Below are 22,768 nucleotides of genomic sequence, written 5' to 3'. Positions count from 1 at the left end.
TGTCAGCTCCTCGTCGCTATGGACAAGTCGATGCAGGAGCGCTCGATACTCGAACACTTGCTCCACCGCGACCGGCTGATCGTCGCGATCGGGACCGCCGCAGTGGTCGCGCTCGCCTGGGCCTATCTCGCTGCGGGCGCCGGCATGGACACCGAGATGATGGCCGACATGCCGGACATGGCGCCGATGCCGTGGACGCCGTTCTATGGCGCGCTGCTGTTCGTGATGTGGTGGGTGATGATGGTCGCGATGATGGCGCCGAGCGCGGTGCCCACCGTTCTCCTGTATGCGACCGTCAAGCGAAGGCAGGAGGCTGCCTCCCGCGCCGCAATCGATAGCTGGATCTTTCTCGCCGGTTATCTCGTGACGTGGGCCGGGTTCAGTCTCGCTGCGGTCCTGGTGCAAGCAGCATTCGAACGCTTCGGGTTGCTGTCAATGGCGATGGCAAGCACCAGCGCGATTCTGGGCGGCGGCGTGCTGATTGCAGCAGGGCTCTATCAGTTCACGCCGCTCAAACAGGCCTGCCTGCGCTACTGCGACAGTCCGCTGTTGTTTCTCAGTCGATATTGGCGGCCCGGCACGCGCGGCGCATTCCGGATGGGACTTCGCCACGGCAGCTACTGCGTCGGCTGCTGCTGGTTTCTGATGGTATTGCTGTTCGTCGGCGGCGTGATGAACCTGGCCTGGATCATCGGCATCGCGCTCTATGTCGCCGCCGAGAAGCTGCTGCCGTTCGGCCAACGGTTGAGTTATGCGGCAGGCGCGCTCCTCATCCTGTCCGGCACGATCGTCCTTGCGCGCGCGATGTGAAAAACGGTCCAAAGACGGTTAAAATGTGCCGCTTGCGACATGGCGATGTGCCTGATTGCCCAATACCAGCCGACCTCCGTGATGATACGGAGGCTTTGAGCTGAAGAATTGAGCTTCCTCCAAACAAAAACTTAAGGCTGTTTCGGCTACCTTCGCGCTATGAACGGCACCCGCGCGGGTGTCCCTGTGCAGTCGAGGCGGAGACAAGGCGATGCCAATACTGCGGGCGAGCGCAGTTCTGCCCTGGCGGCCGAAGCGGGGGTGCGCGTCGTGATTCCCGCAGGGGCAGTTCGCAAAGCCGGAAGAGCGATCCTGCGGAATGCTCCGCTGCAGATCGCATTGTTCTTTCTCCCCCTGGTCTGGATCGGCTATTTCGCAATCACCGCCTCCGAGCGGATGGACGCGATCCAGCAAGCGCGGTCGCACGGCAACAGCGTCGCCGAATTGTTCGAGGAGAACACCGAGCGCATCTTCGAGCGCGTGGATCAGTCGTTGCTGGTGGTACAGGCACTCTACGCCCAGGATCCGCAGGCCTTCAGCCTGAAGTTCTGGTCCGACAAGGCCCGCCTCGCCACCGGCGACGTGGTCCAGTTCGCTCTGATCGGATCGGACGGATACATGACCGAGACGACGGCGGGCTATTCCGGTCCGCCACTTTATCTCGGTGATCGCGAGCACTTCATTCATACCATGTCGCAGGTCGACGATCGCCTTTACGTGGCGAAGCCGGTGCTGGGCCGCGCGTCCAAAAAGTGGACGATACAGCTCGCGAGAAAGCTGTTCGATCTCGGCGGCAATCGGGTCGGCGTGGTTGTCGGCTCGATCAGCGTCGACGTCGTCGGCAGGTTCTACGACACCGCAAAGCTCGGCGTCGGGGGAACGCTGGTGCTCAGGAATGCGAGCCACGTGGTGCTCGCCGCCCGGGGCGTGGACCAGGGGTCAGTGCTGGGACAAAGCGCGCCGAGCCGCGTCGCGGGCGAACTGGGCGACGGCTTCTATGCGCAATATTGGAACGAGAACCGACCGGACCGCAGCGACCGACTGATCACGGCGCGCAGGTCGCGCGCGTTTCCGCTCATCTTCACCGTCGGCATTTCGGAGCAGGAGATCTATTCCCGCTCCGCCTTCAGGCAGAAGGTCTATCTCGGCGGCGCGGTGCTGCTCACGTTCATCATCCTCGCCGCGACGACATTTCATTGGCGACGGCAGCAGGCGCTGGATCGCGCCCACCGCGAGCGGCGCGATTTCGCCAGCAAGTTCGAGGATGCGCTCAGGAACCTCCCCCAGGGCTTGAGCATGTTCGATGGCCGCGACCGTCTGATCGCGTTCAACCGGCAATGGCTCGAACTTTACGACCTCGTGCCGGAAGACATCCGGATCGGCATGGACTTCCGGGAGGTGTTCGCGAAGCAGACCGCCGTGCTCGACGTCGAGGCGTACCTCGTCGATTTGAAGAACCGGCTCGCCCAGTCGGAGCAGATCTCGAACACCGTGCAGTTTCCGGACGGCCGGGTCGTCTACATCTCCTACGGCCGGCGCGAGGACGGCGGCTGGGTTGCCACGCATGAGGACATCACCGAGCGCAAGGCGTCGGCGGACCGCATCGAGCGGCTCGCGCATTACGACAGCCTGACCGGCCTTGCCAATCGCAATCTGTTCAAGGAGCGCATCGACGAGGCGCTGGCCCGCCCGCGCCGGCCGGAGCCCGCGTTCGCCGTACTCCTGCTCGATCTCGACAAGTTCAAGTCGGTCAATGATGCGCTCGGCCATCAATGCGGCGACGCGTTGCTGAAGCAGGTTGCCGACCGGATCAAGGCGCAGATCCGTGATGCCGATACGGCGGCGCGAATCGGCGGCGACGAATTTGCCGTCATCGTCGCACCCGGCGGGGCCGCGATGCGCGAGGGCGCTGAAAGCCTGGCCGCGCGGCTGGTCGAGGCCATTGCCGAACCCTTTCACATCGATGGCCACCCCGTCGTGAGCGGCTGTAGCATTGGCCTTGCGCTCGTGCCCGAGCACGGCACGCGGGTCGACGAGATCCTTCGCAACGCCGATCTTGCGCTCTACAGGTCGAAGAATGCCAGCAGAAACTGCTTCCACGTCTATTCACCGGAGCTCAAGGCGGAAGCGGATCAACGCAACGTGCTCGAGATCGAGCTGCGTGAAGCGATCTGGCGCGAGGAGATAGAGCTGTTTTATCAGCCTGTGATCGAGCTCGGCACTGGTCGGGTAAAATCGGTCGAGGCCCTGGCGCGCTGGCATCACGCCACCAGGGGCTACGTCCCTCCGGCGGAGTTCATTGCGGTTGCCGAGGCGGGGGGACTGATCGTCGAGCTCGGCCACCAGGTGCTCGCCAGGGCCTGCCGCGATGCGATGAGCATGCCGGGCGACATCAAGGTCGCTGTCAATCTCTCCGCCCTGCAATTTGCCAGCGCCAATCTCGTCGACACCGTGACCTTTGCGTTGACGCAGAGCGGGCTTCCGCAGACCCGGCTCGAGCTCGAGATCACCGAGAGCGTTTTTCTCGCCGACACCGAGGAGAACCTCAGGACGCTCCAGCGCCTCAAGGCGCTCGGCGTCTCCATTGCCCTCGACGATTTCGGTGTCGGATACTCGTCGTTGTCCTATTTGACGGCGTTTCCTTTCGACAAGGTCAAGATCGACAAATCCTTCATCGACAGGATCGATCGCTGCGAGACCGTCGCCGTGCTGAAATCCATCGTGCAGCTGGCAAAGACGCTGAAGCTGTCGATCGTCGCCGAGGGGGTCGAGTCCTCCGAACAGGTCAGACGGCTCCAATCACTCGGCATCCCGCTCGGCCAGGGATTTCACTTCAGCAAGCCCGTGCCGCTCACCGAACTCTCCTGGCAAGCCCCCACGGCGCGCCGGAAGCGGCGGGTGGCGTGAGGTCAATGCCTCAGGCGTTTTCATCATGCCCGCCACGGCAGCCCCTTGGGCCGAAGAGCGTTCCTTAATTGCCGGTTCGGAAGCCTGCGCCCGCCCGTCCTGGCACTCCCCTTGCTCAGTCCTGACCCAAGCCCGGGCCTCGGTGGAGAGGCCGTTTCAGGTTGAGGCAAGTGATGCAGGAAGTGTCCCGTTCTGGTGCTGTTGACGAACTCCGGCTCGACGCGTTGATCGCCGATTTATGGTGGCGCGTTCGGCTGATTAATACCGACATTCTCGAGGAAGAGGCGCGCGCCGGGGTGTTCGACCCGGTTCAGCCGACCTACCCGCTTCTCGCGGCCAACCTTCGCGCCCGGCGCGACAATCTGGTCGCGACGATCGGCGTGCTCGAGCAGCGTGCGAGATCGGTGTCGGAAGCGGCTTGAAGCGGTGCGGGGGCGCGCCAGCCTCGGCGTCTTCGTCAACCGGCCCGGCTGCAGCGCCAGAGGCGGGCGCGGGATGCAATGCGCATCCTCGCATGGCTCGAATGCCTCCGACGCTGTGCCGCTAACAGTTGAATTCAGGCCGCCGCCTGCCCGTGTTATGGCTGGTCTCTGCACCCCCGCGAGGCCGCCATGCTCCCCATTCCCGCCGATATCTTCACCGAACCCGAGGACGTCTCGCCCGACGGCCTGGCCAATCTCGGCCCGCTTCGGCGTCTTGCCGGCACCTGGCAGGCGGACAAGGGCATCGACATCAATCCGAAGGCGGAAGGGCCGGAGCGGCGGACCTTCATCGAGCACATCCGCATGGATCCGATCGATCCGCAGGCCAACGGGCCGCAGCTGTTGTACGGGCTGCGGTACCACATCCACATCAACACGCCCGAGGAAGACATCACCTTCCACGACCAGGTCGGCTACTGGCTGTGGGAGCCGGCGACCGGGCTGATCATGCAGACCCTGGCGATCCCGCGCGGGCAGGTGCTGCTGGCCTCGGGCAAGGCCGGGCCCGACGACAAGACGATCTCGGTCACTGCCAAGCGCGGCGACACCGCCTACGGGATCTGCTCGACCGATTTTCTGGAGCAGGCCTTTCGCACCGATGCTTACCGCTGCGACATCACCTTCAACGACGACGGCAGCTGGACCTATCTGATTCAGACCGAGTTGTTCGTGCGCGGCGCGCCGTTCAATCACCACGACACCAACACGCTCCAGCTCATAGCGCCACCCAAGCTCAATCCGCTGGCGGCGATCGTGAACGATCGTGCCGCGCGCGGTGGACCCGCGGCCTGAGCGCTGCCCTGAGGATTGCATGAAACCGTATGTCATCTGCCTGATGCACTCCAGCCTCGACGGGCGCACGCATCCCAGCCGCTGGCGTCCGAAGGGCGCGGGCACGGACTGGTTCGAGAAGATCCATGATGAGCTCGGCGGCGATGCCTGGGTGATCGGCCGCGTTACGGGTTCGGAGTTCGCCAAGGGCAGGCCCTATCCCGCGACGAACGCGACATTTCCGCGCGAGCACTGGTTCGCCCGGCGCGATGCCAAGAGCTACGGCGTCGTGCTCGATGCAGAGGGCAAGATCGGCTGGGGGCGCGCGGAGATCGGCGGCGATCCGATCGTCGTCGTGCTGACCGAGAATGTCCCGGATTCGCATCTCGCTGGCCTCCGCGGCGAGGGCGTGTCCTACATCTTTGCCGGCAAATCCGAGATCGACCTCGCACTGACGCTGGACATTCTCAGCCGCGAGCTCGGCGTGAAGCGCCTGCTGGTCGAGGGCGGCGGCGTCGCCAACGGCGCGTTCCTGCGCGCCGGCCTCATCGACGAATTCAACCTGATCCTCAGCCCTGCGATCGACGGCGCAAAGGGCGCCCCGTTCGTGTTCGATTCCACCGAAGCGGACAGCGACCGGCGCGCGCCGATCGCCGCGATGACGCTGGAGAGCACGCGCGAGCTCGGCGGCGACGTCCTGCTGCTGCGCTATCTGATCCAGAACGATCCGCAAGCCGTGAGCCGGTAAGGCGCGGCCATGTCCGATCCGTCCGAGCACATCGTCATCGTCGGCGCCGGCGCGGCCGGCCTGATGGCGGCGCGCGAGCTGGCGCGTGCCGGCCGCAAGGTGACGATCCTGGAGGCGCGTCAGCGCTGCGGCGGCCGCATTCATCCGCTGCCGGCCTCGCAGTTCGGCTATGCCGCCGACGGCGGCGCCGAGTTCGTCCATGGCGAGGCGCCGGTCACGCGCGCATTGCTGCGCGAGGCCGGCCTGTCGCTTCAGGAGATCGAAGGCGAGCAGTGGAGCTTTGACGGGACGAAGCTCACACGCGAGGCGCGTGACGATCCCCATGAAGCGGAGCTTCAGGCCAAGCTGGCGGACTTGAAGGACGACCTCACGGTCGCCGACTTCCTGCGCCGGCATTTTGCAGGCGACAATTACGCGCCGCTGCGCCATTCGATCGAGCGGATGGTCGAAGGCTATGACGCGGCCGATCCCGAACGCGCCTCCACGCTGGCGCTGCGCGCGGAATGGATGGACGGCGGGCACGCTCCGCAGGCGCGCATCGAAGGCGGCTACGGCGCGATGATCGACGTGATGACGGCCGACTGCCGCAGGCACGGCGTCACCATCCGCCTCGGCAGCGTCGTGTCGGCGATTGCGGAGGAGGGCGGCGCGGTGATCGTTCGCTGCGCCGGCGGCGACGTGCACGCCTGCGACCGCATGATCCTCACCGTGCCGCTGCCGCTGCTGCGCGAGATCGCGCTACCGGCAGGCGCGCGTGCCAAGCTGGCTGCTGTCGACGACATCGGCTTTGGCAACGTCATCAAGATCCTGCTGCGCTTCGCGCGGCCATGGTGGCGCGAGCGCAAGGAAGACCTTGCGGACATGACATTCCTGCTCTCGGACGAGGCGATCCCGGTCTGGTGGACGCGCTATCCGGACCAGCATCCCGTGCTGACGGGCTGGTTCGGCGGCCCGCGCACGGCGGAGCTGGAAAGCCTCGACGCGCGAGCATTGATCGATGCCGGGCTCGGCTCGCTCGCCGCAATCTTCGGCCTGCCGCGCGATCACATCGCGCGCGAGCTGGTGGCGTCCGCCGCGACCAACTGGGCGCATGATCCGTTCGCGCGCGGCGCCTATTCGTGGGCGACGCCGCGCACCCGAGCGGCACAGGCGATCCTCGCGCGTGGCGACGGCTTGGTGCTGTTTTCCGGCGAAGCGCTCTATCGCGGCCGCGACATGGGCACGGTCGAGGCGGCACTGGCGAGCGGCCTGGAGACGGCGAACATGATCCTTCGGGGACAATGAAAAGAGGCCCGCATCTGATGCGGGCCTCTCGTCGCGTGTGTCTCCAGATCTTACCAGCGGCCGCCGCCGAAGCTGAACGTCACGCCGGGGCCTCCGCCGTAATAGCCGTAGGGCCCGCCGCCGTAATAGCCGTGGTGCCGCGGGTAATAGCCGTAGCTCCTGTAATACGGCCGGTAATAGCCGTGATGATGCCGCCAATGATGATGGTGGCGGTAATGCCTGCGGTGCGCGCTGATGTCGGTGGTCTGGCTTTCCTGCGCGGTCTGCTTGGCACTTGTATTGCCGGCCGCGCTCGCCGATCCACCGGCCAACGCCGCAGCACCAAGGGCGATCGCGGCAATGAGATATTTCATGTCATCACTCCAGTTGAAGGTCGTGTGACAACACATGAGTATCCCGCGCGTTCCAGCCACTGCGGGCGTCGAAACGACGCAGATTTTCAGTTCCCCGATGAACGCACGTTAACGTTTGTGAACGAGCGAAGGCCGCGCGATCTATCGTCGCATGAAGAGGCATGGCCTGCGACTCGCGCCCCGAACGCGGCGCAGCTTCTCTTCGACGATGCGGTGCGAGTCCGGGACACGAGAGTGGCGCATGTAGATTTTCGCAACTGTGGCGGATGCGGATTAGGAAAGCGGTGTCGCTCGGAGAGCGCAGCGAGGATCGCGTCCTTGTCTGCGATGAATGTACGACCGTGATAGCTGAGCGCAGTGCCAGGGCTCCGTGGCATCAGCGCGATCGTACACGTTGACGCCAGCGGACACGGACCTACTTGAACGGGTCCTGGATCGACGGGGCCGACTGACGGATGCGGCGCACGCTGACCGGGGTGCCGTCGGAGACGAACAGCAGCTCGTATTTGCGGCCCTCGCTATCGGTCGCCGAGCAGGTGACGTCGTTCACCTTTCTGGCGGCGAAGTTGCCGGTCTGCCGGCAGATGCCGGTCGAGGTCTGCTCGGCGGGCACGGGCAGGCCGTCGACCTTGGGGCGGTTCTTGGAGTTGAGCAGCACGCGGTCGATCCGCAGCTCGTAGGAATTGTCGTCGGCGCGCTTGCCGTTCTCGCCGGAGAACGACACCACGTGGCTGTCATCGGAGGGATCGTCGACCGCGACGGCGAAATTGACCCGGCCCGTGTCGCCATGGGCATAGGCCACCGTCTTGCACGGCAAGGTGCGGCCGGCGACCCTGAACGTCTTGCAGTGGCCGGACATCAGCGCCAGGAGATCGATGAAGGCGTTCGGCTGCGCGGGCGGATTATTGACCGGAACGGGTTTGGAAGTCTCGGCAAAACAAGGACTTGCCGCAAGCACGAGCAGCGCGGCGAGGACCAATCGGCGAAGGCGCATCGTCGGGCTCATGAGCCAGGGGGCTATGGCGGAAGAGTTCCGCACCATAGCCATCGAGCCGCAAATTGGTTGCGATCCCGTTTGTGCTGCAAATCCCGTCTGGAATACCACCACGGCCACCCCGACGGCGATTCGTTCAAATCGCCCGATCCATCCCGGCGGGCACATGCCATCAGGGCGGTGTTTTTTTCGTGGCATGATCCGGAAAAGTGCGTAGCGGTTTTCCGAAAGGCTCATGCTCAAACAATAACCTAACCCATCGCCGCCTGCCAGCGCCTGTCGCGGAAGGAGGGGCGGCGGTGGAGGCGGGCGTCCAGCACGGCGCGGGCGCGGGGCAGCTCACCGCTGCGCATGAGCGCGACGATATAGGTGTCCTCGATCAGCTCGCGCTGGGCGTGGCTGCCGCCGATGCGCACGACCTCGCCGAGCACCGGCGCGAGCATCTGCACGCAAGTCCGGTAATCCTCATCAGTGAAAGCCGCGAGCGCGCGGAAGATCGCCGGCACCACAGGGCCCGCCGGCAGCTTGCCGTCGGCAAGCCGCTGCTCGATCGCCGCAAGGCGGGCGGCGAGCGCTTCGCGATTCTGCGTCGCGGCTGCGAATAGCGCCATGTGGACGTCGGCAAAGGACAGGCTCGATTTCGGAAACAGTTTTTGCGCGGCGGCGTCGGCTTCCTGCCACAGCGCCTTCGGTACCGCATGACCGTACATCGACAGGCGCCACAGCAGCGAAGCGCTGTCGGTGATGACGTTGAGCGGCGGCGCCTGCGTGGCAGTGGGCCGAAGCACGTCGGCATAGATCGCGAGCGCCCGCGCCGCATCGCCATGCTCGAGCGCGCCGAGCGCCTGATGCCAACGGATATGGCCGTGGAGGATTCCGGAGCGGTCATAAGCCGGCAGCCATTCGTCGACGAGACGATCGGCGTCCTCGGTCGATCCATCCTCGAACATCGCATGCAGCACCGCGTGCGCGGCGTGGGCATTTTCCCGGCGCAGATTGAAGCCGCGCTCGGTGACGGCGCGGCCGCGCGCGACGTCGCCATTCTCCGTCATCGCCCAGCCGGACATGGTGAGAAACCACCAGTCCTCGCCGTAATGTGGGGCGACGCGTTCGCAGAGCTCGTGCCGGGCGCGGTCGTGATCGGCCATGCCTGAGAAGGCGAACAGGCCGAACGCGCCAAGCGGCAGCGACAGCACCAATGCGTCGCGGGGCCATGCGTCGATATGCTTCAGCGTCGATGCGATCGCCTCCGGCAGCCGGCCCTCGATCGCGAGCGCCAGCGTCTCGACATGCGAGCGCTCGCGCTCGCTGCCGCGCCCGGCCACGAGCTCGCGCGCGCGTGCCGCCTTTTGCCGCGCGAGATCGCCCTGCTGGTAGAAGGCATGAACGCGGCCGCGGGCGATGTGGGCCAGCGCGAAATCAGGGTCGGCCGCGATCGCGCGCTCCAGCATCTCCGCCGTGCCGGTCCAGCCCGCGAGCATGAGGTCGACGCCGTCGCGATAGGCGGATGCTGCCTCGTGCGAGGTGGTGGAGAGCGGCAGGCCGTAGCGGTCTTGAAGCGCCATCGAAGGCCCCCCTCACGCCGTCCGCGCGCGGCGGCCTTCGATCGGATAGGCCGGATCATTGTAGCCTGGCGTCGAGGGATGGCCTGGCGTCACCAGGCGGTCGATCAGCGCCTCGTCCTCCGCGGTGAAACGATAATCGAGCGCGCTGATGTAGCCGTCCCATTGCTCCTCGGTGCGGGGACCGGCGATCACCGACGAGACGAAGGCGGAGTTGAGCACCCAGCCGACCGCGAACTGGCCGGCGGTGATGCCTTTCTTCTCGGCGTGAGCCTTGATCTCCTGCGCAAGCTGGAGCGATTCCGGCCGCCATTCGGTCTGCATCATGCGGGTGTCGTTGCGCCCCGCGCGCGTCTCCTCGTCGGGCGCTGCATCCACCCTGTACTTGCCGGTGAGCACGCCGCGCGCCAACGGGCTATAGGGCACGATGCCGAGACCGTAATAGGCGCAGGCCGGAAAGTGCTCGACCTCCGGCATGCGGTTCATGGCGTTGTAATAAGGCTGGCTCACCGCGGGCCGGTCGATGCCGAGTCGGTCGCAGATGTTGCAGATCTCGGCGACGCGCCAGGCGCGGTAGTTGGAGACGCCGAAATAGCGCACCTTGCCGGCGTGGATCAGGTCGCTCATGGCGCGCACCGTCTCCTCCAACGGCGTGGCATGGTCTTCCTTGTGCAGATAGTAGATGTCGATGTGATCGGTGCCGAGCCGCATCAAGCTCTCGTCCGCCGCCTGCAACACCCAGCGCCGCGACAGCCCGCCGCGATTGGGATCGTCCCCCATGGGGTTTGCGAGCTTTGTGGCAAGCACCCAGGCACCACGATTGCGCGCGATGGCGCGGCCGACGACCTCCTCGGAGGCGCCTTTGGAATAAGCGTCCGCTGTGTCGATGAAATTGATCCCGGAATCGCGTGCCTTGTCGATGATCCGCTTCGACGTGGCCTCATCGGTCGGCCCGCCGAACATCATGGTGCCCAGGCAAATCGGCGAGACCTTGAGGCCGCTGCGGCCGAGCTGGCGGTATTGCATGGGCGAGTCCTCGATGTTGGTGGACGGCAGCATAGCCAGCAAAGTCCGTCATTGCGAGCGCAGCGAAGCAATCCAGAGATGTGTCCGCGGAGGGATGCTGGATTGCTTCGCTGCGCTCGCAATGACGGTGGGGCACGTTTGCGCCTCACATTCAGTGTCATCGCCCGCGAAGGCGGGCGATCCAGTACGCCGAGACAGTCGTGATCGATCGAGGGGCCGCGACGTACTGGATTCCCCGCCTTCGCGGGGAATGACGGCTGCGGGTGTGGCGCGCAGCAGCGCCGGCCTGATCGCCCGCTACCCCGGCCCCTTCAAGATCTTGAACACGCCGTTCGCCATCACGATGCAGCGGTCGTCCACGGTCACCTCGGTGCTCATGAAGATCAGGCTGCGGGTCGAGCGCACCACGCGCGGGCGGGAGATCAGGGTGTCGCCGATCTGGCCGGCCTCGACGAAATGGGTGTCGAGCTGCACCGTCGCCAAGTACTCCTTGCCGGAGACGTAACGGGCCGTCATGCCGCAGGTGCGATCGGCGAACGTCATCATCACGCCGCCCTGGACCATGCCGCGGCGGTTGTGGTGCTTGTCCTCGGTCGCGAGCGCGAACTCGTAATGGCCGTCGACCTTGCGCTCCCACAACGGGCCGATCAGATGCAGGAAGCCCGTGGTCTCCAGGATGCTCCAGCCCTCTGATTTCAACCTTGCGGCGGCCTTGCTGGTCATGTCGTCGTTCGTCCTTGCAACGCGATGTCTCCTCGTTTCATCAGATGCAGTCCTGGTGTAGTCAAGCATCATGAGAACGTTCGACGATGCCACCAGACGGAATATCGCAGAGGTCTGCGCGGCCTTCGCGCGGCTGCCCGACACAGCCGAGCCGTCGGCGCTGAAGCGCGCCGCGGTGGTGCTGGCGCTAACCGAATCCGACGACGGTGGCGACACCGCCTTCCTGCTCACCAGGCGCGCCTCGCACCTGCGCGCCCATCGCGGCCAATGGGCGCTGCCCGGCGGACGCTGCGATGCCGGCGAGACGCCGGTCGAGGCGGCGCTGCGCGAGCTCGACGAGGAGCTCGCACTCGCGCTGTCAGCCGATGCGGTGCTCGGCCTGCTCGACGATTATCCGACGCGCTCGGGCTATCTGATCACGCCGGTCGTGGTCTGGGCGGCCGACAGTGCTGCGATCCGCCCGAACCCGGACGAGGTCGCCTCCGTCCATCGCATCGCGCTGGCCACGATCGAGCGCGACGATGCCTTCGATTTCACTGAGATCCCCGAGAGCAGCCGCCGCGTGATCCGCTTCCATCACCAGATGAGCCTGATCCATGCCCCGACCGCGGCGCTGATCTACCAGTTCCGCGAGGTGCTGGCGGGGCGGCACACCCGCGTCACCGACCTGGAACAGCCGGTATTCGCCTGGACGTGACGATGGTAAACGGCGCGTTAACGCGACGGTTACCGGATGCCTGCTAAGAAGGCAGCATGCATCATTCGATTCGAAACAAATTGGCGCTGGTTCCGCTCGCGCTCGTCCTGATCTCGCCCGCGGCGCGCGGCGCCGAGGCCGACGCGCTGTCGCCCGCCGTTCGCAATGCCAACGCCCAGCTGCTGTCGCAGTTTTTCGCGCAAGGCGGGGGGGCTTCGCCGGCCATGCTCGAATATCGCCGCAAGCTCGCGGAATATCAGGCCGCGCGCGCCGCCTTCGATGCCGAGGCCGGCGCCTATTGGAGCCAGATCTCCGAGAAGCGGAAGGCCCGCAACGCCAAGCGGCGCAATGGGCAGCAGATCACGCTCGATGATTACGTGCTGGAGCATCCGCCGCTCTATACCGGGCCGAAGAAGCCGGTGAATCCGGAGCCGGAGGAAACGCCGGATCGCCCCGCGAGAAGACCGATCCCCGTGGTCGCCGATTTCCTGCGTGCGGCGCAGGAACTCTACCAGTTCACGCCGCAACGCCCGTCCAGCGAGCTCGAGTTCAAGCGCGCCTATGCGCGCTACGCTCTGGCCCATGGCCTGACGCGCGAGCAGGCGGTGCGGGTCTATTCGTTCGAGACCGGCGGCACCGGCAGTTACGACGTGCAGGCGGGCATCGAGCATGGCGGCAAGCGCGCGATCTCGACGGCGATGGGCTACAACCAGCTGCTCACCACCAACAGCGTCGAGCTGCTCGCCGAGCAGGGCCATGAACTGATCCGCGCGCTGTCCGAGAAGGTGACGCGCACATCTGGACCGGCGCGGCATGCGCTCGAGCACAAGCTCACTGTCCTGAAGAAGATGGTGGCCCACGCCAAGTCCGTGCCCGACACCTGGTCGGAGCACGAGAAAATGGGCAGCACTCCCCAAGGCTGGGCCATGCATGCGATGGTGCTCGACGTTGACATCGGACCGATGCTGCAGACCCACAAGCTGCTGACTTCAGTGCATTTCGCCCGCGCCAAGGGACACTCGCGCCCGCTGTCGGCGGCCGAGCTCGAGATGATGAACCTCACCGGCGACGGCACCGGCCTCGACATGGTGACGATGCCGCAGGCGCTGCGCGAGCGGGTGCCGACCTCGAATTTCTTCCAGCGCGGCGGCTATGAGCGCAACCCAGTCGCGATCCGCCACAACACGGTGGCGAAGCTGCTGGCCGTGACCGACGAGCGCATGGACGTGAACAGCGGCAAACCCGGCGCAAGGGAATTGGCAGGGGCGTTCTAGGACGCTGGCGTAGGGTGGGCAAAGCGAAGCGTGCCCACCATTGTTGATTCGACAATATGAGATGGTGGGCACGGCACTAACGCGCCTTTGCCCACCCTACGCTCTGTCGCCTGCGAGCGCGGGCCCCTACTGATCCGGCCCGAACTTGAACTTGCCGTCACCCTCCAGATACGGGCCGGTGCGCATGTAGAGCTGGCCGTTCTGGCCGATGAAGAACAGTGTGCCCTTGGGCACCTTCTTGGCGCCCTTCAAGAGCTCGCCGGCGTTGCTGGTGCCCATCTTGTAGGAATAGGTCTTGCCCTCCCTGTCGTAGGCGTAGCCGGTGTCGGTCTTCAGCTCCCAGGGCGTCGCTGCGGTTTGCGCCAATGCGGGCGCTACCAATGCGCCGAGCGCGGCTGCGAGTGCAAATGTCTTGATTGAAAATGCCGTCATCCCATCCTCCCAAGATCGGGACATTCCATGATTGAACAAATCACGAACGATGCGTCCCGGTCAACTTGCGATAGCGCCGCAGCGCATCACGTCTTGCCCAGCAGTTTGTGATTTTCCCTCCGTCCCCTCGCGACTATGTTCCGCTTTCCGTTTAGAACGCAACTCGACAAAAATATTGGTGGGGATGATTCGAATGAACCTAGTCGTCAAAGCCTGCTCGGCTGCCGCGCTGTTGCTCACGGCGCTGGCGCCGGCCGCCCAAGCCGATGACTACCGGCTCAGCCACAACCAGCGGATTTCGTGCAGCCGCGGCCTTGCCCCGGGCAAGCTGAACACGGCGACCTGCAAGTCCTACACCTATCTCTTCAATACCAGGACCTCGGAATATTTCCGCTGCCAGGTCTCCCTGGCGCTGACCCGCGACAACAAGGAAGTCATCAACGTCCAGACCGACGGCGGCTGCACCAAGAAACCGCGCATTTTCGAGACCGACGGCAAGTACGATTTCGACGCCACCGAGACCGAGCCGCCGAACACCAATTCGTTCTTCGGCCCCGGCGGCTATTCGGTCTGGGCCGCCGACGTCGGCGCGCAGAAGGTGCGCGGCTGCATCACCATTTCCTCCGGCCTCGGCTCGGACATCTCCAAATGCCTGGACATGACGTTCCAGTGAGCGAGCGCTCGATAGCCACTGCGTAGACGGTGCGCTCCCTGCCCCGCCTACGGGGGAGGGCTGGGGAGAGGTGTCTCCACAACGGGACACTCCCCTAGAGGAGAAAGCCCTCACCCGGATCGCTTGCGCGATCCGACCTCTCCCGCAAGCGGGAGAGGTGACCGAGCAAGCCGCTCCGGCTCGAACCTAACGCGACCCCAGTCACGCTGCGCCACCTCGCCGCACCGTCCTGTTCCCGAAAGCCCAGCCGGAACGGTCCTTTGCCGCAGTCCTGTTTTGCCTTTTGGATGGGTTGACCCGCATCCCTCATCCGGCCAATTTCGCCGCCGGTTTGGGGAGAACAACAACCATGAAACGGACGATTTTCGGCGCGGCCGCGGCTCTGGCTCTGGCGGCGTCGGCACCTTGCGCCCAGGCGCAATCCTTCATCAACGTGCTGACCGGCGGCACCTCCGGCGTCTACTATCCGCTCGGGGTCGCGATCGGAAAGATCTACGGCGAAAAGATTCCGAACGTGAAGACGCAGGTGCAGGCCACCAAGGCGTCGGTCGAGAACCTGATCCTGCTGCAGCAGGGCCGCGGCGAGCTGGCGTTCACGCTGGGCGACTCGCTGAAAGCCGCCTGGGAGGGCGAGGAGGAGGCGGGCTTCAAGACCAAACTCGACAAGCTCCGCACCATCGGCGCGATCTACCCGAACTACATCCAGATCGTCGCGACCGCCGACAGCGGCATCAAGACGCTCGCCGATCTCAAGGGCAAGAGCCTGTCGGTCGGTGCACCGAAGTCGGGCACGGAGCTGAACTCCCGCGCGATCCTGGCCGCTGCTGGCATGAGCTACAAGGAGCTCGGCAAGGTCGAATATCTGCCCTTTGCCGAATCCGTCGATCTCATGAAGAACCGGCAGCTCAACGCCACGCTGCAATCGGCCGGGCTCGGCGTCGCCTCGCTGAAGGACCTCTCGACCTCGAGCCCGATCACGGTGGTGTCGGTGCCGAAGGAGACCGTCGACAAGATCGGCCCGCCCTTCGTGGCGGCGACTATTCCGGCCAACACCTATACCGGCCAGGACAAGGACGTGCCGACTGCGGCCGTGATCAATTATCTGGTCACCAGCTCCGCCGTCTCGGACGATCTCGCCTATCAGATGACCAAGCTGGTCTATGAATCGCTGCCCGAACTCGTCACTGCGCACGCGGCCGGCAAGGAGATCAAGCTCGAGACCGCCGCCACCGGCAGCCCGGTCCCGCTGCACCCCGGCGCGATCCGCTATTACAAGGAAAAGGGGCTGATCAAGTAATCAGCTCCTGTCGTCGGACGTCATGGCCGGGCTTGTCCCGGCCATCCACGTTCTGCGGCTGTGCATGGAAGTTTCGTGGATGCCCGGGACAAGCCCGGGCATGACGGCTCGGGACATACCGTGCCAATGCTACAAGCGCTCGACGATTGGGGATGGGCTGAGATGCTGGAAAAGGCAGAGGGGACTGAGATCGCGCCCGACAAGGTCAAGGTCGAGTTCGACAATTTCGAGCATGGCTTCCCAGAAGGCTTCGGCCCGGGCTGGTGGGGCCGGCTCGCCTACTGGATCGGCATCGCGTTCGCGATCTTCCAGCTCTACGTCGCCGCCTTCAACTATCTGCCGAGTCAGGTGGTGCGCGGCGTCCATGTCGGCTTCCTGCTCCTGCTCACCTTCGGCCTGATCGCCAACTTCACCGCGAAGAGCAATTTCGGCCGTGCGCTGGGCTGGGCGATCGGCGCCGCCGGCTTCTACTGCGGTCTCTACCAGTGGATCTTCTATGCCGACCTGATCGCGCGCGACGGCGATCCGACCAGGCTCGATCTCGCCGTCGGCACCCTACTCGCGGTGCTGATCTTCGAGGGCACGCGGCGGCTGATGGGCGCGGCGCTGCCGCTGATGTGCGGTGCGTGTCTCGTCTATTGGTTCTTCGGTCAGTACCTGCCGTCGCCGCTCAACCATCGCGGCTATGATTTCGACCAGATCGTCACGCATTTGTCGTTCGGCACCGAAGGCTTTTACGGCGTGCCGGTCTACGTCTCCGCGACCTACATCTTCCTGTTCATCCTGTTCGGCTCGTTCCTGGAGCGCGCCGGCATGATCCAGCTGTTCACCGACGTCTCGCTCGGCCTGTTCGGCCGCACCCGCGGTGGACCTGCCAAGGTCGCGGTGTTCGCCTCGGGCATGATGGGGACCATCTCCGGCTCGGGCGTCGCCAACGTCGTCACCGTCGGCCAGTTCACGATTCCCTTGATGATCAGGTTCGGCTACCGCCGCGCCTTCGCAGCCGGCGTCGAGGCGACGGCCTCGATGGGCGGCCAGATCATGCCGCCGGTGATGGGGGCGGTCGCCTTCATCATGGCCGAGACGCTCGGCGTGCAATATTCGGAGATCGTCAAGGCCGCCGCGATCCCCGCGATCCTCTATTTCGCCTCCGCGTTCTGGATGGTGCATTTGGAAGCCGGCAAGCACGGCCTGGTCGGCATGAAGCGCTCGGAGATCCCGAGCGCCTGGAAGGCGCTGGTGACGCGCTGGTACCTCGTGCTGCCGCTCGCGGCGCTGGTCTACATGCTGTTCGAAGGTTTTACGCCGCTCTATGCCGGCAGCATGGGCCTTGCGCTCACCGTGACGCTGATCCTCGGTACCGCCATCACGACGGGCGCCTCCTCGAACGTGATCCGGACCATCTTCTGGGTCGGGCTCGCGCTCGTCGTCGCGGCATTGTCGCGCGACGGCCTCCAGATCGTGCCGGTCGCGACCGTCGTGGTCGGCCTGATCGTGATCACGGCGTTCGTGCGCGGCGGCTTTGCCGCCTTGCGCGCCTGCCGCGATGCGCTGGCCGAGAGCGCGAAATCCGCCATCACCGTCGGCATGGCCTGCGCGATCGTCGGCGTCATCATCGGCATGATGTCGCAGACCGGCGTCGGCACCATTTTCGGCGGCTGGGTGATCGGGCTCGGCGAGAAGAGCCTGTTCCTGGCGCTGGTCATGACCATGCTGCTGTCGATCCTGCTCGGCACCGGCATTCCGACCATCCCGACCTACATCATCACCGCCGCGCTCGCCGCGCCGGCCCTCGCCAAGCTCGGCGTGCCCTTGATCGCGAGCCACATGTTCGCATTCTATTACGGCATCATGGCCGACCTCTCGCCGCCGGTGGCGCTCGCCGCGCTTGCGGCGGCGCCGATCGCCAAGGAGAACCCGGACAAGATCGGCTGGGAGGCGATGCGCATCGCGCTCGCCGGCTACGTCATTCCCTTCATCTTCGTCTATTCGCCGGCCTTGATGCTGCAGGCCGGCGATCCCATGGCGGCCAAGCTCGGCTTCTACGGCGCGGTGGCGCTGGCGAGCTTGAAGGCGCTGGTGGCGATCGGCCTGTTCGGCATGGCCGCGATCGGCTTCCTGTTCACGCGGCTGACGCTGATCGAGCGCCTGGTCGCGCTCGGCGCCGCGTTCTGCCTGCTCGGCGAATTCCCCTTCAGCGATACTGCGGGCTTCGTGCTCGCCGCCGCGCTGGTGCTGTGGCAATGGCGGCAGCGTCCGCCGGCGCCGGTCGAGGCGGTGTGAGCCTCTGTCTTGCGACAGCGGGCGGCGTGAAAGCGCTGACGCTGTCCGCGTTCACGCTTGTCTGGACGCATTCGATCGCGAAGGTCGAATGGCAGGAAGACTGGCGCCTCACACCCGCCGGCCTCGAGCTGGTGCAAGCCCGCGTCAAGGGCACCGGCCCCGGCATGGAGCCGCCGGCCGAAGCACGATTGGTCGACGGCTGGTTTCAATGGCGGCCGCAGCGTGCGCCGATGCCGGAATTGGTGCTCGGCAATTCCGGCGCGGCCGGAGAATGGCGACTATGCCATGACGGGACGTGCCGGACATTGTCCGAGATTGTCGGGCATCCCATTGGTGCTAACGTCATGGCGATGAGCATCTGCAAAGAACCGTAGCCCGGATGGAGCGGAAGCGTAATCCGGGACCACTGCCCCGGATTGCGCTGCGCTCCATCCGGGCTACAAGAAGAACAACAACACGGGAGACACGCGATGGATCGGCTCAAGGGCAAGGTTGCGATGGTGGTGGGGGCCGGCTCGATCGGTCCAGGCTGGGGCAACGGCAAGGCGACCGCGGTGACCTTTGCGCGCGAGGGCGCGCAGGTGTTCTGCGTCGATCGCAACGGTGCCGCGGCCGAGGAGACCGCCAGGATCATCAGCGGCGAGGGCGGCAAGGCGATTGCGTTCACGGCCGACGTGTCGCGCGCGAGCGAGATCGAGGTGATGGTCGCGGCGTGCCTCAAGGCCTATGGCCGCATCGACGTGCTCGACAACAATGTCGGCATCGCCGAGATGGGCAGTGTCGTCGAGGTGAGCGAAGACAGCTGGGACCGCGTCTTCAGCGTCAACCTCAAGAGCGCCTATCTCGCCATGAAGCACGTGATCCCTGTTATGGTGAAGCAGGGCGGCGGCTCGATCATCAACATCTCCTCGATCGCCTCGATCCGCCACATGGGCATCTCCTACGTTACCTACGGCGCCTCGAAAGCGGCGATGAACCAGATGACGCGCACCACAGCGATCGAGTTCGCGCGCCATCACGTCCGGGTCAACGCGATCCTGCCCGGCCTGATGAAGACGCCGATGGTCGAGCACTCCGCCGGCCTCGCCGCCAGCTACGCCAAGGGCGATGTCGAGGCGATGTGGCGCGCGCGCGACGCCCAGGTGCCGATAGGCCATATGGGCGATGCATTCGACGTCGCCAACGCCGCGCTGTTCCTGGCCTCGGACGAGTCGAAATACGTGACGGGCATCGAGCTCGTCGTCGACGGCGGGATCACGTGCAAGGCCGGGGCTTGATCCAACCCCAGCTTGCACGCAGCCCGCCGCTGCGAGTCATAGGCGATCGCCCTGGCTCGCAAGGAGGAAGCAGATCATTCACAGCAGGGCGTATTGCGCGCGTTCGCGCCTGGTCAGCAGCGGCAGCGCCTGTTCCGCGATGTAGCTCTTGAAATGCGCGCTCTCCTGGTGCGTCCTAAGGGCGTCTTCGTCGCGGAACAACTCGTAGAACAGGAACTGGGCCGGATTGTCCTTGGCGCGCGAGATCAGGAACAGCTTGACGCCTGGCTCGCGCTGCGCCTGAGGGAGGAAGCCGCGCAGGATTTCGGCAATGCGGTCGGCCTCTTCGGCCTTTGCTTCCCATTGCGCCACGACGAGAAGTCCGCCGCCGATGGCCGGGTGGCCGGCCTCTTGATTCATTGCCCGTTCGGTCATGATGGAGCTCCCTGAGAATGCTCCATTCGATAGCGCGGCTCTGGGCGGCAATGGTTCGATGAAGATCGTAGTGCGAATGTCGCCGCGGCCCAGCGTTCCGTCGCGGGTCGAATTGATTTCCTGCGCGAATTTCGCTACCGCCTTTTCCCGTGGATACGCTCAAGGTCAGAGACGCCAAAGACGTCGAAGAGGTGGTGCGCGCGGCGATCGCGAGCGAGCAGCCGCTCGAGATCATCGGCCATGGCGGCAAGCGCGGCATCGGCCACGCCATGGCGACCAACGCCGTGCTCGACGTCTCCGCACTCAATGCCGTGACCGCCTACGAGCCGAACGAGCTCATCATCACGCTCCAGGCCGGCGCGCCGCTGGCCGACGTGCTGGCGCTGATCGACGCCAAGAACCAGCAATTCGCCTTCGAGCCTGTAAACACCGCCCCGCTGCTCGGCACGCCGGCAACAGGCACCATCGGCGGCACGATCGCGGCCGGGCTCGCCGGGCCGCGGCGGATCCGGGCGGGCGGGGCGCGCGACCACCTGCTCGGCGCGCATGCCGTCTCGGGCTTCGGCGACAGCTTCAAGACCGGCGGCAAGGTGGTGAAGAACGTCACCGGCTACGATCTCTGCAAGCTGCTGGCGGGGTCCTGGGGCACGCTGTCGGTGATGACCGAGGTCACTCTCAAGGTGATGCCCAAGCCCGAGGCCGAGCGGACGCTGTTGCTGCGCGGGTTAGATGATGCTACCGCCAACAAGGCCATGACTGCGGCGCTGGGCTCGCCCTTCGACGTCTCCGCCGCCGCGCATCTGCCGAAATCCGCACTCCGGGCCGGGACCGAGGGGCTGGGCGACATTGCGGGCCAAGGCGAGGCCGAGGCGCTGACCGTGCTGCGGCTCGAGGGCATCACCGCGTCCGCTGCGCACCGCGCCGGCTCGCTGCGCCAATTGCTGGCGCCGTTTGGAACCGCGACGCTGATCGAGGACGTGGCATCCGCGGCCCTGTGGAGCGCGATCCGCGACGTGCTGCCGTTCGCAGCGAGCGGCGCGCTCGGCGCCTGGCCGGTCTGGCGGATCGTCTGCCCGCCGGCCTCGGGCGCGGCGCTGGGCACGCAGCTGGCGCGCGAGACGGGGGGCGATGTGATCTACGATTGGGGCGGCGGCCTGATCTGGGCGGCGCTCCCGCCGAAGCCGGACGCGCATGCCCCGGCGGTGCGTGCGCACGCGAACGCGGCCGGCGGGCATGCCACGCTGATCCGGGCGACTGATGATGTCAGGCGCGAGGTCGACGTGTTCCATCCGCAGGCGCCGGGGATTGCCGCGCTGAGCGAGCGGGTGCGCGCCAGCTTCGATCCGAAGATCATTCTCAACCGGGGGCGGCTCACGCGGAGCGCTGGCTGATGAAGACCGAATTCTCACTCGCGCAGCTCGCCGACCCCGATATCGCGGAAGCGGACAAGATCCTGCGCGCCTGCGTCCATTGCGGCTTCTGCACCGCAACCTGCCCGACCTATGTGCTGCTCGGCGACGAGCTCGATAGCCCGCGCGGCCGCATCTATCTGATCAAGGAGATGCTGGAGAAGGACCAGGCGCCGACCGCCGACGTGGTCAAGCATATCGACCGTTGCCTGTCGTGCCTTGCCTGCATGACGACCTGCCCCTCGGGCGTGAACTACATGCACCTGGTCGACCAGGCCCGGGTGCAAATCGAGCAGCGCTATCGGCGGCCGCTGACCGAGCGGCTGCTGCGCCAGGTGCTGGCCTTCGTCCTGCCGGACCCGCAGCGCTTTCGCGTCAGTATGTGGCTGGCGCGGCTCGCCCGTCCGCTCGGCGTCTTGCTGCCGACACCCCGGCCTGCGGCGACGCCGGGCTTGATCCAGCGCATCAAGGCGATGCTGGCGCTGGCGCCGGACCGGCTGCCGCCGGCAGGGCCCGCCGCCGGCAGCGTGTTCGCGGCGCTGGGCAAGAAGCGCGGGCGTGTGGCGCTGCTCCAGGGCTGCGCCCAGCAGGTGCTGGCGCCGCGCATCAACCAGGCCGCCATCAGTCTCCTGACCCGCCACGGCATCGAGGTCGTCCTTGTCAGGGACGAGCAGTGCTGTGGCGCGCTGACCCATCACCTCGGCAACGACGAGGATGCGCTGGCGCGGGCTCGCGCCAACGTCGCGGCGTGGCGGAAGGAAATGGCCGGCGAGGGGCTTGATGCCATCCTGGTGACGACCTCCGGCTGCGGCACGGTGATCAAGGATTATGGCTATCTCCTGCGCGAGGACACAGCGTTCGCGGCCGATGCTGCGAGGGTCTCGGCGCTCGCCAAGGACATCACCGAATACGTCTCCGGCCTCGAGCTTGCGACGGCGGCGCGAGCGGACGACATCGTCATCGCCTATCACTCCGCGTGTTCGTTGCAGCATGGACAGAAAATCACAGGGCTTCCGAAAGAATTGCTTTCCAAGAATGGATTCGTGGTGAAAGATGTGCCCGAGAGCCATTTGTGTTGCGGTTCGGCGGGGACCTACAACATTCTCCAGCCCGAGCTTGCGGGTCGGTTGCGTGATCGCAAGGTCGCCAACATCGCGAGCGTCAAGCCGGACATGATTGCCGCGGGCAATATCGGCTGCATGGTGCAGATTGCCAGTGGCACGTCAGTTCCGGTCGTACACACGATTGAGCTTCTCGATTGGGCGACGGGCGGGGCGCGGCCGGCACTGAACGCGCAGGTTTGAGCTTTCAGGAGCCCGAACTGTCCTCCCGAGGTGACGACTGAAGACGCC

At 65.6% G+C, this 22,768-nt stretch carries 22 protein-coding genes; 15 read left to right on the top strand and 7 right to left on the bottom strand.

What is annotated here, in order from left to right; all coding sequences use genetic code 11:
- Window positions 1-144 precede the first annotated feature (144 nt).
- From I6F20_RS15840 to I6F20_RS15815, 6 genes are all read left to right on the top strand, one after another.
- A complete protein-coding gene (locus tag I6F20_RS15840) occupies window positions 145-810 on the top strand; it encodes a DUF2182 domain-containing protein (RefSeq protein ID WP_346276082.1) in 666 nt (221 codons plus the stop codon).
- Window positions 811-1,149: 339 nt separating this feature from the next.
- A complete protein-coding gene (locus I6F20_RS15835; protein WP_225126897.1) occupies window positions 1,150-3,717 on the top strand; it encodes a bifunctional diguanylate cyclase/phosphodiesterase in 2,568 nt (855 codons plus the stop codon).
- Between the two features lie 173 nt (window positions 3,718-3,890).
- Entirely contained in the window at window positions 3,891-4,139 is a 249-nt protein-coding gene (locus tag I6F20_RS15830) for a hypothetical protein (protein ID WP_225113365.1), read from the top strand.
- Window positions 4,140-4,328: 189 nt separating this feature from the next.
- Entirely contained in the window at window positions 4,329-4,991 is a 663-nt protein-coding gene (locus I6F20_RS15825; RefSeq protein WP_225126896.1) for an FABP family protein, read from the top strand.
- Between the two features lie 19 nt (window positions 4,992-5,010).
- The gene (locus I6F20_RS15820; RefSeq protein ID WP_225126895.1) at window positions 5,011-5,718 is read left to right on the top strand and encodes a RibD family protein; all 708 of its coding nucleotides are present in this window, start codon (window positions 5,011-5,013) and stop codon (window positions 5,716-5,718) included.
- 9 nt (window positions 5,719-5,727) lie between these two features.
- Window positions 5,728-7,002: a flavin monoamine oxidase family protein gene (locus tag I6F20_RS15815; RefSeq protein WP_225126894.1), complete on the top strand. Its 1,275-nt coding sequence runs from the start codon at window positions 5,728-5,730 to the stop codon at window positions 7,000-7,002.
- A gap of 50 nt (window positions 7,003-7,052) precedes the next feature.
- Here the strand turns inward: I6F20_RS15815 and I6F20_RS15810 are convergent, their stop codons facing one another.
- From I6F20_RS15810 to I6F20_RS15790, 5 genes are all read right to left on the bottom strand, one after another.
- Complete coding sequence (locus tag I6F20_RS15810) at window positions 7,053-7,355, bottom strand: hypothetical protein (protein ID WP_036027019.1); 303 nt, start codon at window positions 7,353-7,355, stop codon at window positions 7,053-7,055.
- Between the two features lie 415 nt (window positions 7,356-7,770).
- Window positions 7,771-8,349, bottom strand: coding sequence for a hypothetical protein (locus I6F20_RS15805; protein WP_225126893.1), 579 nt, complete (start codon window positions 8,347-8,349; stop codon window positions 7,771-7,773).
- Between the two features lie 251 nt (window positions 8,350-8,600).
- Window positions 8,601-9,914 carry a tetratricopeptide repeat protein gene (locus I6F20_RS15800; protein WP_225126892.1) on the bottom strand — a complete coding sequence of 438 codons (1,314 nt, stop codon included), beginning with the start codon at window positions 9,912-9,914 and terminating at the stop codon, window positions 8,601-8,603.
- Window positions 9,915-9,926: 12 nt separating this feature from the next.
- Window positions 9,927-10,937 carry an aldo/keto reductase gene (locus tag I6F20_RS15795; RefSeq protein ID WP_225126891.1) on the bottom strand — a complete coding sequence of 337 codons (1,011 nt, stop codon included), beginning with the start codon at window positions 10,935-10,937 and terminating at the stop codon, window positions 9,927-9,929.
- Between the two features lie 297 nt (window positions 10,938-11,234).
- A complete protein-coding gene (locus I6F20_RS15790; RefSeq protein WP_036014328.1) occupies window positions 11,235-11,660 on the bottom strand; it encodes a PaaI family thioesterase in 426 nt (141 codons plus the stop codon).
- Window positions 11,661-11,730: 70 nt separating this feature from the next.
- Between I6F20_RS15790 and I6F20_RS15785 the strand changes: the two genes are divergently transcribed.
- Entirely contained in the window at window positions 11,731-12,357 is a 627-nt protein-coding gene (locus I6F20_RS15785; RefSeq protein ID WP_225113358.1) for an NUDIX hydrolase, read from the top strand.
- A gap of 56 nt (window positions 12,358-12,413) precedes the next feature.
- Window positions 12,414-13,631: a hypothetical protein gene (locus I6F20_RS15780; RefSeq protein WP_225126889.1), complete on the top strand. Its 1,218-nt coding sequence runs from the start codon at window positions 12,414-12,416 to the stop codon at window positions 13,629-13,631.
- A gap of 126 nt (window positions 13,632-13,757) precedes the next feature.
- On the opposite strand, the gene I6F20_RS15775 is transcribed toward I6F20_RS15780, so the two are convergent.
- Window positions 13,758-14,063, bottom strand: coding sequence for a hypothetical protein (locus tag I6F20_RS15775; protein ID WP_036014324.1), 306 nt, complete (start codon window positions 14,061-14,063; stop codon window positions 13,758-13,760).
- Window positions 14,064-14,256: 193 nt separating this feature from the next.
- On the opposite strand from I6F20_RS15775, the gene I6F20_RS15770 reads away from it, so the two are divergent.
- The 5 genes from I6F20_RS15770 to I6F20_RS15750 all read left to right on the top strand — a co-directional run bounded on the left by I6F20_RS15770 (window position 14,257) and on the right by I6F20_RS15750 (window position 19,593).
- The gene (locus I6F20_RS15770; protein ID WP_036014322.1) at window positions 14,257-14,736 is read left to right on the top strand and encodes a hypothetical protein; all 480 of its coding nucleotides are present in this window, start codon (window positions 14,257-14,259) and stop codon (window positions 14,734-14,736) included.
- A 349-nt stretch (window positions 14,737-15,085) separates the two neighbouring features.
- Entirely contained in the window at window positions 15,086-16,033 is a 948-nt protein-coding gene (locus tag I6F20_RS15765) for a TAXI family TRAP transporter solute-binding subunit (protein WP_036027036.1), read from the top strand.
- 162 nt (window positions 16,034-16,195) lie between these two features.
- On the top strand, window positions 16,196-18,316 hold the full coding sequence (locus tag I6F20_RS15760; RefSeq protein ID WP_036039900.1) for a TRAP transporter permease: 2,121 nt from the start codon (window positions 16,196-16,198) through the stop codon (window positions 18,314-18,316).
- Window positions 18,277-18,690: a DUF1850 domain-containing protein gene (locus tag I6F20_RS15755; protein ID WP_036039902.1), complete on the top strand. Its 414-nt coding sequence runs from the start codon at window positions 18,277-18,279 to the stop codon at window positions 18,688-18,690. Before I6F20_RS15760 ends, I6F20_RS15755 begins: the two co-directional genes overlap by 40 nt.
- A gap of 96 nt (window positions 18,691-18,786) precedes the next feature.
- Complete coding sequence (locus I6F20_RS15750; protein WP_225126888.1) at window positions 18,787-19,593, top strand: SDR family NAD(P)-dependent oxidoreductase; 807 nt, start codon at window positions 18,787-18,789, stop codon at window positions 19,591-19,593.
- Window positions 19,594-19,671: 78 nt separating this feature from the next.
- Here the strand turns inward: I6F20_RS15750 and I6F20_RS15745 are convergent, their stop codons facing one another.
- Complete coding sequence (locus I6F20_RS15745) at window positions 19,672-20,007, bottom strand: putative quinol monooxygenase (RefSeq protein ID WP_225126886.1); 336 nt, start codon at window positions 20,005-20,007, stop codon at window positions 19,672-19,674.
- Window positions 20,008-20,156: 149 nt separating this feature from the next.
- Here I6F20_RS15745 and I6F20_RS15740 point away from each other — a divergent pair, with 149 nt between their 5' ends.
- On the top strand, window positions 20,157-21,398 hold the full coding sequence (locus I6F20_RS15740) for an FAD-binding protein (protein ID WP_225126883.1): 1,242 nt from the start codon (window positions 20,157-20,159) through the stop codon (window positions 21,396-21,398).
- Window positions 21,398-22,720 (top strand): glycolate oxidase subunit GlcF, encoded by a 1,323-nt coding sequence (gene glcF / locus I6F20_RS15735; protein ID WP_225126881.1) that lies wholly within the window; start codon window positions 21,398-21,400, stop codon window positions 22,718-22,720. The genes I6F20_RS15740 and glcF overlap by 1 nt, the downstream gene beginning before the upstream one ends.
- The last annotated feature ends 48 nt before the right edge of the window (window positions 22,721-22,768 follow it).

The sequence above is a fragment of the Bradyrhizobium sp. IC3123 genome (assembly GCF_020193625.1).
Lineage (GTDB): Bacteria > Pseudomonadota > Alphaproteobacteria > Rhizobiales > Xanthobacteraceae > Bradyrhizobium > Bradyrhizobium yuanmingense.
Note: the sequence above shows the minus strand (reverse complement) of the source record. Positions and strands in the feature narration are given on the sequence as shown.

Excerpts from the sequence above, each read along its gene's own strand:
- I6F20_RS15840 (WP_346276082.1), top strand. The coding sequence starts at position 145 with ATGGACACCGAGATGATGGCCGACATGCCGGACATGGCGCCGATGCCG.
- I6F20_RS15830 (WP_225113365.1), top strand. The coding sequence starts at position 3,891 with ATGCAGGAAGTGTCCCGTTCTGGTGCTGTTGACGAACTCCGGCTCGAC.
- I6F20_RS15825 (WP_225126896.1), top strand. The coding sequence starts at position 4,329 with ATGCTCCCCATTCCCGCCGATATCTTCACCGAACCCGAGGACGTCTCG.
- I6F20_RS15820 (WP_225126895.1), top strand. The coding sequence starts at position 5,011 with ATGAAACCGTATGTCATCTGCCTGATGCACTCCAGCCTCGACGGGCGC.
- I6F20_RS15815 (WP_225126894.1), top strand. The coding sequence starts at position 5,728 with ATGTCCGATCCGTCCGAGCACATCGTCATCGTCGGCGCCGGCGCGGCC.
- I6F20_RS15810 (WP_036027019.1), bottom strand. The coding sequence starts at position 7,355 with ATGAAATATCTCATTGCCGCGATCGCCCTTGGTGCTGCGGCGTTGGCC.
- I6F20_RS15805 (WP_225126893.1), bottom strand. The coding sequence starts at position 8,349 with ATGCGCCTTCGCCGATTGGTCCTCGCCGCGCTGCTCGTGCTTGCGGCA.
- I6F20_RS15800 (WP_225126892.1), bottom strand. The coding sequence starts at position 9,914 with ATGGCGCTTCAAGACCGCTACGGCCTGCCGCTCTCCACCACCTCGCAC.
- I6F20_RS15795 (WP_225126891.1), bottom strand. The coding sequence starts at position 10,937 with ATGCAATACCGCCAGCTCGGCCGCAGCGGCCTCAAGGTCTCGCCGATT.
- I6F20_RS15790 (WP_036014328.1), bottom strand. The coding sequence starts at position 11,660 with ATGACCAGCAAGGCCGCCGCAAGGTTGAAATCAGAGGGCTGGAGCATC.
- I6F20_RS15785 (WP_225113358.1), top strand. The coding sequence starts at position 11,731 with ATGAGAACGTTCGACGATGCCACCAGACGGAATATCGCAGAGGTCTGC.
- I6F20_RS15780 (WP_225126889.1), top strand. The coding sequence starts at position 12,414 with ATGCATCATTCGATTCGAAACAAATTGGCGCTGGTTCCGCTCGCGCTC.
- I6F20_RS15775 (WP_036014324.1), bottom strand. The coding sequence starts at position 14,063 with ATGACGGCATTTTCAATCAAGACATTTGCACTCGCAGCCGCGCTCGGC.
- I6F20_RS15770 (WP_036014322.1), top strand. The coding sequence starts at position 14,257 with ATGAACCTAGTCGTCAAAGCCTGCTCGGCTGCCGCGCTGTTGCTCACG.
- I6F20_RS15765 (WP_036027036.1), top strand. The coding sequence starts at position 15,086 with ATGAAACGGACGATTTTCGGCGCGGCCGCGGCTCTGGCTCTGGCGGCG.
- I6F20_RS15760 (WP_036039900.1), top strand. The coding sequence starts at position 16,196 with ATGCTGGAAAAGGCAGAGGGGACTGAGATCGCGCCCGACAAGGTCAAG.
- I6F20_RS15755 (WP_036039902.1), top strand. The coding sequence starts at position 18,277 with ATGGCGGCAGCGTCCGCCGGCGCCGGTCGAGGCGGTGTGAGCCTCTGT.
- I6F20_RS15750 (WP_225126888.1), top strand. The coding sequence starts at position 18,787 with ATGGATCGGCTCAAGGGCAAGGTTGCGATGGTGGTGGGGGCCGGCTCG.
- I6F20_RS15745 (WP_225126886.1), bottom strand. The coding sequence starts at position 20,007 with ATGACCGAACGGGCAATGAATCAAGAGGCCGGCCACCCGGCCATCGGC.
- glcF (WP_225126881.1), top strand. The coding sequence starts at position 21,398 with ATGAAGACCGAATTCTCACTCGCGCAGCTCGCCGACCCCGATATCGCG.